Annotated in this window: 7 protein-coding genes, 2 tRNA genes and 1 rRNA gene; 8 read left to right on the top strand and 2 right to left on the bottom strand. The window is 49.4% G+C overall.

Going from position 1 to position 8,761, the window contains the following annotated elements:
• The first annotated feature begins 174 nt into the window (after positions 1-174).
• From rrf to yjfF, 7 genes are all read left to right on the top strand, one after another.
• A 5S ribosomal RNA gene (rrf, locus tag ACIPUG_RS14870) occupies positions 175-290 on the top strand.
• Positions 291-342: 52 nt separating this feature from the next.
• Positions 343-419 (top strand) — tRNA-Asp (locus tag ACIPUG_RS14865).
• Between the two features lie 54 nt (positions 420-473).
• Positions 474-549 (top strand) — tRNA-Trp (locus tag ACIPUG_RS14860).
• Positions 550-988: 439 nt separating this feature from the next.
• Complete coding sequence (ytfQ, locus tag ACIPUG_RS14855) at positions 989-1,945, top strand: galactofuranose ABC transporter, galactofuranose-binding protein YtfQ (RefSeq protein ID WP_010283932.1); 957 nt, start codon at positions 989-991, stop codon at positions 1,943-1,945.
• A 190-nt stretch (positions 1,946-2,135) separates the two neighbouring features.
• On the top strand, positions 2,136-3,653 hold the full coding sequence (gene ytfR / locus ACIPUG_RS14850) for a galactofuranose ABC transporter, ATP-binding protein YtfR (RefSeq protein ID WP_039555976.1): 1,518 nt from the start codon (positions 2,136-2,138) through the stop codon (positions 3,651-3,653).
• Positions 3,643-4,653: a galactofuranose ABC transporter, ATP-binding protein YtfT gene (gene ytfT / locus ACIPUG_RS14845; RefSeq protein WP_010283927.1), complete on the top strand. Its 1,011-nt coding sequence runs from the start codon at positions 3,643-3,645 to the stop codon at positions 4,651-4,653. Before ytfR ends, ytfT begins: the two co-directional genes overlap by 11 nt.
• A complete protein-coding gene (gene yjfF / locus ACIPUG_RS14840; RefSeq protein ID WP_205538470.1) occupies positions 4,653-5,615 on the top strand; it encodes a galactofuranose ABC transporter, permease protein YjfF in 963 nt (320 codons plus the stop codon). Before ytfT ends, yjfF begins: the two co-directional genes overlap by 1 nt.
• 21 nt (positions 5,616-5,636) lie before the next feature.
• Here yjfF and hdfR read toward each other — a convergent pair whose 3' ends face one another.
• Entirely contained in the window at positions 5,637-6,464 is an 828-nt protein-coding gene (gene hdfR / locus ACIPUG_RS14835; RefSeq protein ID WP_010294681.1) for an HTH-type transcriptional regulator HdfR, read from the bottom strand.
• 120 nt (positions 6,465-6,584) lie between these two features.
• Here hdfR and ACIPUG_RS14830 point away from each other — a divergent pair, with 120 nt between their 5' ends.
• Positions 6,585-6,923 carry a DUF413 domain-containing protein gene (locus tag ACIPUG_RS14830; protein ID WP_010283921.1) on the top strand — a complete coding sequence of 113 codons (339 nt, stop codon included), beginning with the start codon at positions 6,585-6,587 and terminating at the stop codon, positions 6,921-6,923.
• A 57-nt stretch (positions 6,924-6,980) separates the two neighbouring features.
• On the opposite strand, the gene ACIPUG_RS14825 is transcribed toward ACIPUG_RS14830, so the two are convergent.
• Positions 6,981-8,507, bottom strand: a complete 1,527-nt coding sequence (locus ACIPUG_RS14825; RefSeq protein ID WP_400338964.1) for a YifB family Mg chelatase-like AAA ATPase — start codon at positions 8,505-8,507, stop codon at positions 6,981-6,983.
• Positions 8,508-8,761: the final 254 nt, after the last annotated feature.

Raw genomic sequence — 8,761 nt, 5'->3', positions numbered from 1 at the left:
TACGTTGAGCTAACCAGTACTAATGACCCGAGAGGCTTAACCTTACAACACCGAAGGTGTTTTAAAGACTCATAGAGAACGATGTTCAGCTTGTTCAGAGATTGGTTCTGGTGGTTGCGTGATGACGAGAAAGATAAAGTCACCATAGTAACGGCTGGAATGAAACAGAATTTGCCTGGCGGCGATAGCGCGGTGGTCCCACCTGACCCCATGCCGAACTCAGAAGTGAAACGCCGTAGCGCCGATGGTAGTGTGGGGCTTCCCCATGTGAGAGTAGGGAACTGCCAGGCATCAAATTAAGCAGTAAGCCGGAGTAATCCGGTGGTTGTAGAGAAATTCGGTGGAGCGGTAGTTCAGTTGGTTAGAATACCTGCCTGTCACGCAGGGGGTCGCGGGTTCGAGCCCCGTCCGTTCCGCCACTTATTAAAAATTATGCCTGCTAACTTTAGCAGGCATAATATTAAGCGTAATTTAGGGGCGTAGCTCAGTTGGTAGAGCACCGGTCTCCAAAACCGGGTGTCGCGAGTTCGAGTCTCTCCGCCCCTGCCAAATAAAACCCTTCACGTTATCGTGAAGGGTTTTTTTTGATCTATACTTTATGCTCGATCCTGTCTCGTATCCTTCTTTCCAATTTCTTCGTTATTTCTCCCCTCTGGATGTCTAATTAATCTAACGTGTTGTTATTTAATAGATAAAATTCGCTAATGTGCTGTTGATAGATCGTGCTGATTTAGCTGTAAATATGCACAAAATAACCGTAATACCAGGTTGTGAACTTGCTCATTCACCTTGTTCGATATTTGAACTAAAACTATCTACAACCTGAGTGAAAGGAAGTTGTTTTTCAGAACGATCCTTCAGGTTGCATTCACTTGTTAGTGATACCTGCCAACATCACATCGGTAGCGCTACAGCAGAAATTCGTAGCGCTATGCTGTACCTGAAATCTGACTAAGTAGCTGTAAGACTACACAGAAGGAGTTTAAGTATGTACAGACGTTTACTGGTAGCTGTTGCTGTAAGCACTGCGTTATGTGGTGCCGTACAGGCAAAACCCCTAACGGTTGGGTTTTCCCAGATTGGTTCAGAATCAGGATGGCGCTCTGCGGAAACTAAGGTGTCAAAGCAGGAAGCCGAGAAGCGTGGGATAACGTTAAAAATAGCGGATGCTCAGCAGAAGCAGGAGAATCAGATTAAGGCTGTGCGGTCGTTCATCGCTCAGGGCGTAGATGCCATATTTATTGCTCCAGTTGTCGCGACAGGTTGGGCGCCAGTCTTACAGGAAGCTAAAGAAGCAAAAATTCCAGTGTTCCTGCTTGATAGAACGATTGAGGTTAGCGATCCATCGTTGTACACCGCTGCTATCGCCTCTGATAGTGTCTATGAAGGAAAAGTGGCAGGGGAGTGGCTTGTGAAAGAAGCCGCTGGCAAACCTTGTAATGTTGTTGAGTTGCAGGGAACTGTTGGGGCTAGCGTTGCGATAAACCGTAAGAAAGGGTTTGCTGACGGTATAGCTTCAGATCCGCAGATAAAAATTATTCGCTCACAGTCGGGAGACTTTACTCGTAGCAAGGGTAAAGAGGTCATGGAAAGCTTTATTAAAGCTGAGCAGAATGGGAAAAATATCTGTGCGGTTTATGCACATAATGATGACATGGCAATAGGCGCTATTCAGGCAATAAAAGAAGCTGGTCTGAAACCTGGTTCACAAATAAAAGTTGTCTCCATTGATGGTGTCCCCGACATTTTTAAAGCTATGATGAATGGCGAAGCTAATGCCACCGTTGAATTAACACCTAATATGGCTGGTCCTGCTTTTGATGCTTTATTAGCGATGAAGAAGGACGGGAAACAGCCTGAAAAATTCATTCAAACCGAATCACGTTTATTACTGCCTGACACGGCAAAACAGGAATATGAAACCAAGAAAGACCTTGGTTATTGAGATTTATATTGTGGATTTATCATTGATATAAATTTTGCTAAATACCTGGCAGAAATATAAATATGGGAAAGTAGGCTTGCTATGTTTTCTGCACCGTTTAATCACGGGACAGTGAATATTGTCAGCCTACTTACCATAATATTGCTCAGGTGTGATGTAGCCTTGTTAAGTTGTCGCATAGGTGATGCTGATGGAAACGACACGGTTGTTAGATATTCGGGGCATGAGCGTTGAGTTTCCGGGGGTAAAAGCACTAGATCAAGTGGACTTCACGCTTGATCGCGGCGAAATAGTGGCGCTATTAGGAGAGAATGGCGCAGGGAAGTCAACGTTAATTAAGGCGTTGACTGGTGTTTACCATCGCTCAACGGGTGAAATTATCCTCGATGGTATGGCGATTAATCCTGTAAATACGGCTCATGCTCAGTCATTGGGTATTGGTACGGTCTATCAAGAAGTCAATCTATTACCGAATCTGTCCGTTGCGGCAAATCTATTTATTGGTCGTGAGCCCACACGTTGGGGCATCGTGGATCAACATAAAATCCTGCATCAGGCCGAAGCACTTTTATTGAATTATGGACTGATGATCGATGTTAGCCATCCGCTTGGTAATTACTCCATCGCAGTGCAGCAAATTGTAGCTATCGCCAGAGCTATCGATCTTTCCGCTAAAGTTTTAATTCTTGATGAACCGACCGCAAGCCTTGATGCAAAAGAAGTCGATATGCTACTGGATATATTGCGGACGTTGCGCGATCGCGGAATCGGTATGATATTTGTGACACACTTTCTGGATCAGGTTTATCGCATTAGTGACAGAATTACCGTTTTGCGTAATGGAAGATTAGTCGGGACATTGCCTGCCGCAGAATTACCACGTATTGAATTAGTCCAAATGATGTTGGGGCACAGTTTTGATGAAACGTTATTGAAGCGTGGCGAACATAGTGACGTCTCAGGTGAGCCTATCGTGCAGTTTAAACACTATGGTCGGCGTGGCTCGATTAATGACTTCGAGCTTTCCGTGCGCCCGGGAGAAATTGTTGGCCTCGCTGGTCTACTGGGGTCCGGCCGGACAGAAACCGCGCAGCTGATATTTGGTATTAACGTGCCTGATGCCGGTGAAGCCAGAGTTGATGGCAAACAAGTCAGCATTCGCACGCCACGTGCAGCAGGAAAACTCGGCTTTGGCTATTGCCCTGAGGATCGCAAAACTGACGGCATTGTCGGTGCGGCAACGGTACGAGAGAACATCATTTTGGCGCTTCAGGCGCAACGTGGCTGGCTGAAGCCCATTTCCTTACGTGAGCAAACCCGTATCGCTGAAAAATTTATCAGCCTATTAGGGATTCGTACGCCGAGTCCAGAGCAGGAAATTCAGTATCTATCGGGAGGGAATCAGCAAAAAGTCCTGCTATCGCGCTGGCTGGCAACAGAGCCGCGCTTCTTGATTCTGGATGAGCCAACGCGAGGAATCGATGTCGGTGCGCATGCTGAAATCATTCGCCTGATCGAAAAACTTTGTGAACAGGGGATGGCGTTACTCGTGATCTCTTCTGAATTGGAAGAACTGACCGGTTATGCGGATCGCATCATTGTGCTGCGCGACAGGCAGCACGTTGCGCATCTTGAACATAATGAGATCTCGGTTGCCGCAGTCATGCAGGCAATCGCAGTACAAACGGGAGCAGATGATGACAGATAATAACGTCAAACCTGCCAAAAAAGTCCGCTTAACGTTCACCAAAGGGGTGCCACAGCTTCTGGCGCTCGTTGCCATCTTGCTGATTGATAGCATGGTCGCGCCCAACTTCTTCTCCCTCCACATTCAGGATGGGCGCTTGTTCGGTAGCCTTATCGACATCCTTAACCGCGGTGCGCCCGTTGCGCTGCTGGCATTAGGTATGACGTTAGTGATTGCCACTGGTGGAATCGATTTATCGGTTGGTGCGGTAATGGCGATTGCAGGCGCGACGGCCGCAACGCTTACTGCTGCTGGCCATCCGCTTCCTTCTGTACTGCTGGTTGCGCTATTGGTTGGTGCGTTGTGTGGGCTATGGAACGGTTTTCTGGTTGCGGTGTTACAGATTCAGCCGATTGTAGCGACGTTGATGCTGATGGTTGCCGGGCGAGGCATTGCTCAGCTGATTACCGAAGGTCAAATTATCACGTTCGATAACGCCGGGTTGGCTAAGTTGGGCAGCGGAACCCTGTTCTATCTACCCATGCCAGTGATTATTGCCTGCGTGATGCTGTTGGCGCTGTGGATTTTGACGCGTAAAACGGCGCTTGGGCTATTTATCGAATCTGTTGGTATTAATTTGCGATCGGCTCGCAACGCTGGCGTGAGTACGAAGCTGGTATTGGTCGCAGCTTATGTCATATGCGGCGTGTGTGCGGCCGTAGCGGGCGTTATCGTGACTGCAGATATCCGTGGGGCGGATGCGAACAACGCGGGCCTCTGGTTGGAATTAGACGCGATTCTGGCTGTGGTGATCGGTGGCGGTTCGCTACTTGGGGGGCGTTTTAATTTGCTGCTCTCTGTCGTCGGTGCCTTGATTATTCAGAGTATGAATACTGGCATCCTGCTGTCTGGCTATCGGCCGGAATTCAACCTGGTTCTGAAGGCACTCGTCGTTCTGCTGGTTTTGGTTATGCAATCTCCGCGTATTTCGCTGCATCACCTGTTCAGGAGGAAAACATAATGTTGAAACGCCACTTCCCCCTGTTGATGACGATTCTGGTCTTTATTGCTGGCTATTTATTCTGTCTCAGCCAGTTTCCCGGCTTTGCGTCGACGCGAGTTTTCTTTGATTTACTGACGGATAACGCCTTTCTGGGGATCGTGGCTGTTGGGATGACGTTTGTCATCTTGTCTGGCGGGATCGATCTCTCCGTAGGGTCAGTCATTGCATTTACTGGTGTGTTACTGGCCAAACTGATCGGTACGTATGGCATTGATCCTTTCTTTGCGTTCGCAATAGCGCTGGTGATGGGCGCCATGTTTGGCGGGCTGATGGGATGGATTATCGACACGCTCAAATTGCCAGCCTTTATTATCACGCTGGCAGGTATGTTCTTTGTCCGAGGAATGAGCTTTATCGTCTCACAGGAGTCGATTCCAATCGATCACCCGGTCTATAGCCAACTGGCGGGTTTAGCATGGCGCATGCCGGATGGAGGACGGTTTACCTTTCTGGCGCTGGTTATGTTGGTTGTAGTACTGCTGGGGATCGTGATGGCGCACCGTACCCGTTTCGGTAACCGTGTTTATGCGATTGGTGGTAGCAGCTATTCAGCGGAACTGATGGGGGTGCCCGTCAGGCGGACGACGATTCATATCTACATGCTTTCCAGTACGTTAGCGGTGCTGTCAGGTATTGTTTTCTCTCTCTACACTTCCGCGGGTTATGCTCTGGCAGCAAGCGGTGTGGAATTGGACGCCATCGCTGCCGTCGTCATCGGCGGTACGCTACTGACCGGTGGTGTCGGAACCGTATTGGGCACCCTGTTTGGCGTACTGATTCAAGGTCTGATTCAAACGTATATCACGTTTGACGGCACCTTGAGCTCATGGTGGACAAAAATCGTCATTGGTTTCCTGCTGTTTGCTTTCATTGGGTTACAGAAGGCGTTAAGCACATTCTGGTTAGCCAGACGTGCTTAAGTGAGTTGTGAGCAAAATAGCTCATGGATTAATCACAATAGGCGTTTTCAGCAACTGACGAATCATCGTCTGCTGATCGCTGTTTTGTAACCAAACGGCGTAAAACGGGCGCACGACGGGCTGACTGTCGCCAACTATCCGCAGGTTGGAATAGGTTTGTAACCAATGGCTGGGTAAAAACGCGCAGCCGCCGGTTGTTTCAAGCAATTGGCGGGTCAACTGGGCCGATGTTGTTGTCAACACGGGAAGCTGATCGCTGGCTAATAGGCGATGTTCCTGCTGATGAAAGTCTGCGCCCCACTCTAATTTTATATAAGGCAGTTCCTGCCCAGGTGGGTGCGCTTCTGCAGCAAACAGCGAAAGGGAGAAGTTACCCAGTAGCTGGCTCGCTAATTCTTCCATTTTTGGCTGTTCGGTTGTAATCAACAGATCCAACTGACGCTCATGGAGTTGTTTTACCAGCGAGTGACGTAAGGCAATGCGCGCTTCTAGCTGGAGCAGCGGGCGCTGTTGATACAGCGATTGTAGCCAGGGAGTCAGATAGGCCTCCCAGAGTGACGCCGTTGCTCCTACCGAAAGCAGGCTGTGTTGCTGCGAGCGTGCGACTTCTTTTTTGGCGATCTGCCAGGTGCCGATAAGGCTTTCCGCATAGGGCAGAAGCCGTTCGCCAGCGGGCGTCAGACGTATGTTGTTCCGATGGCGCGTGAACAGGTTGGCACCAAGCTGCGTCTCTAACTGGCGAATCCGAAAACTCACCGCTGACTGCGTGAGATACAGGGATTCGGCGGCACGGCCAAAGTGTCTTGTCCTGCTGACTTCCAGAAAGGTTTTTAGTAATTCGGTATCCACGCCCATCTCCAAAAAAATTTTGTCGTAATGATTTAAATGTTTTGTTTTACACAATGTCAAGCCTATCTAATACTCCGCGCCATAAACAACACGACCATAGAAGAATTAGGAGCGTGTAAGATGGCAGAAAGCTTCTCTACCACTAATCGTTTTTTTGATAACAAGTTCTACCCGCGTGGTTTTTCCCGACATGGCGACTTTACGATTAAAGAAGCACAATTGTTGGAACGCCACGGCTACGCGTTTAACGAGCTGGATTTGGGTAAACGTGAGCCAGTGACGGAGGAAGAGACATCGTTTGTTGCAATGTGTCGCGGCGAACGTAAAGCGGAAACGGAACTGGAAAAAATCTGGTCCAAATATCTGGATCGTATTCGTCGTCCTAAACGCTTCCATACGTTGTCTGGTGGTAAGCCGCAGATGGATGCAGTGGAAGAATACACTGAAAGCGATGATTAATTAAGAATGGGGCTAACGCCCCATTTCCTTTTGTAGCGAACAAATGTAATGCTCTCGCTATTCAAGGTTTTTGTGGAGCTGGATGAGCAAGCGATCCATACAGCGATAGCTCAGCGCTTCGGCAAGGTGTTTTCTTTCAATATTATCCCGACCGCCTAGGTCAGCGATCGTGCGCGCGACTTTCAAGATCCTGTGCCATGCACGTACGGATAAGCCAAGTTTGTTCATCACCTCTTCCAAATAGGTCGCATCAGCCATCTCCAATCCGCAGTGTTTTTCTATTTCACGTGAAGTGAGTAGCGCGTTGATTTTATTTGCCCGCTTCAGCTGTATCTGCCGTGCGATCAGCACGCGCTCACGAATTGTCGCGCTGCTTTCGCCTTGATAATGCTGCTGAGATAAAACCCCTGGTGGTAGCAAAGGGACTTCGATTGAAAGGTCAAAGCGATCCAAAAAGGGACCGGAAAGTTTGCTGAGATAGCGCAGTATTTGTTGTGCCGGCAACCGGTTATGAACGCCCTGATAGTGGCCTGACGGGCTGGGATTCATTGCGGCAACGAGCTGCACCCGTGCTGGGTAGCACACCTTAGCCCGAGTGCGGGAAATGATAATTTCACCGGACTCCAGAGGCTCTCGTAGTGAGTCCAGTACGCGTCGCTCAAACTCCGGTAATTCGTCCAAAAATAGTACACCGTTGTGGGCGAGCGAGATTTCTCCGGGTTTGGGTAGCGACCCTCCGCCCACGAGCGCAGCCATAGAGGAACTATGGTGAGGCGCTCTGAATGGTCTGGCTCGCCAGCGCGTCATGGTGGCATCAATGTTGATTAGGCTGTTGATGGCGGCGCTTTCCAGCGCTTCTTCATCGCTTAATGGTGGCATCAGATTGCCTAATCGACTCGCCAACATGGTTTTCCCTGTTCCCGGAGGCCCTAGCAAGAGCAGGTTGTGACCGCCTGCCGCCGCGATTTCTAACGCGCGTTTAGCCTGTTCCTGACCGATGATATCCTTCAGATCGCGCGTATCTTCTTCGATCGGTGGAACGGGCGTCATGTCGGAGCAACTGAGCAATTCCTCTTCTCCACTGAGAAAAGCACACACGTCCAACAAATGCCCGGCCATTAGCGCTTCACCCTGTGGTATCAGGGTCATCTCCCGTTTATTGTCATCTGGCAGGATAAGCTGGCGGCCTGATTTTATGGCTTCCAATGCAGCGGGAATCGCGCCATTGACGCCACGTAAGGTGCCAGACAGGCCGAGTTCGCCAAGAAACTCGTAGCGGCTTAGCTTCTCACCATCGATTTGTTCTGAAGCCGCCAGAATCGCCAGAGCAATCGGCAGATCGTAGCGTCCTCCTTCTTTTGGCAGGTCTGCGGGGGCGAGATTGACCGTGATGCGCTTTGCCGGAAACGTAAATCCGCAATTGATGAGAGCGCTGCGCACGCGATCGCGCGCTTCCTTGACGGTGGTTTCTGGTAAACCCACCAGCGTTAAAGCCGGTAGCCCACTGCTGATATGAACTTCGATATAAACGTCCGGTGCTTGTACACCAATCATTGCCCGAGTATAGGTAACTGCCAATGACATGCTATTTCCCCTTTGCTGATGGTTTGCATCATGTCTGGCAAGGGAGAAGAAGTAGAGACCGTCTTCGCCACTTTGCGCGGCGATTTCATGAAATAATCCTCTGTTTCAGTAATGAGTAAAATTTGTGCGTGATGCGCCGCAATTATGTAGGGTGAACCGATGGCTTAATGCTATCCGCCGATTGACGACTCTCGTTTTCATCTGTCACGTTTCTCGTACAACGCTCATTTTTACGCCAACGGGCGAAAATAATT

Source organism: Pectobacterium sp. CHL-2024 (assembly GCF_044751765.1).
GTDB classification, from domain to species: Bacteria; Pseudomonadota; Gammaproteobacteria; order Enterobacterales; family Enterobacteriaceae; genus Pectobacterium; species Pectobacterium brasiliense.
This window is presented reverse-complemented; position numbering and strand designations above follow the sequence as displayed.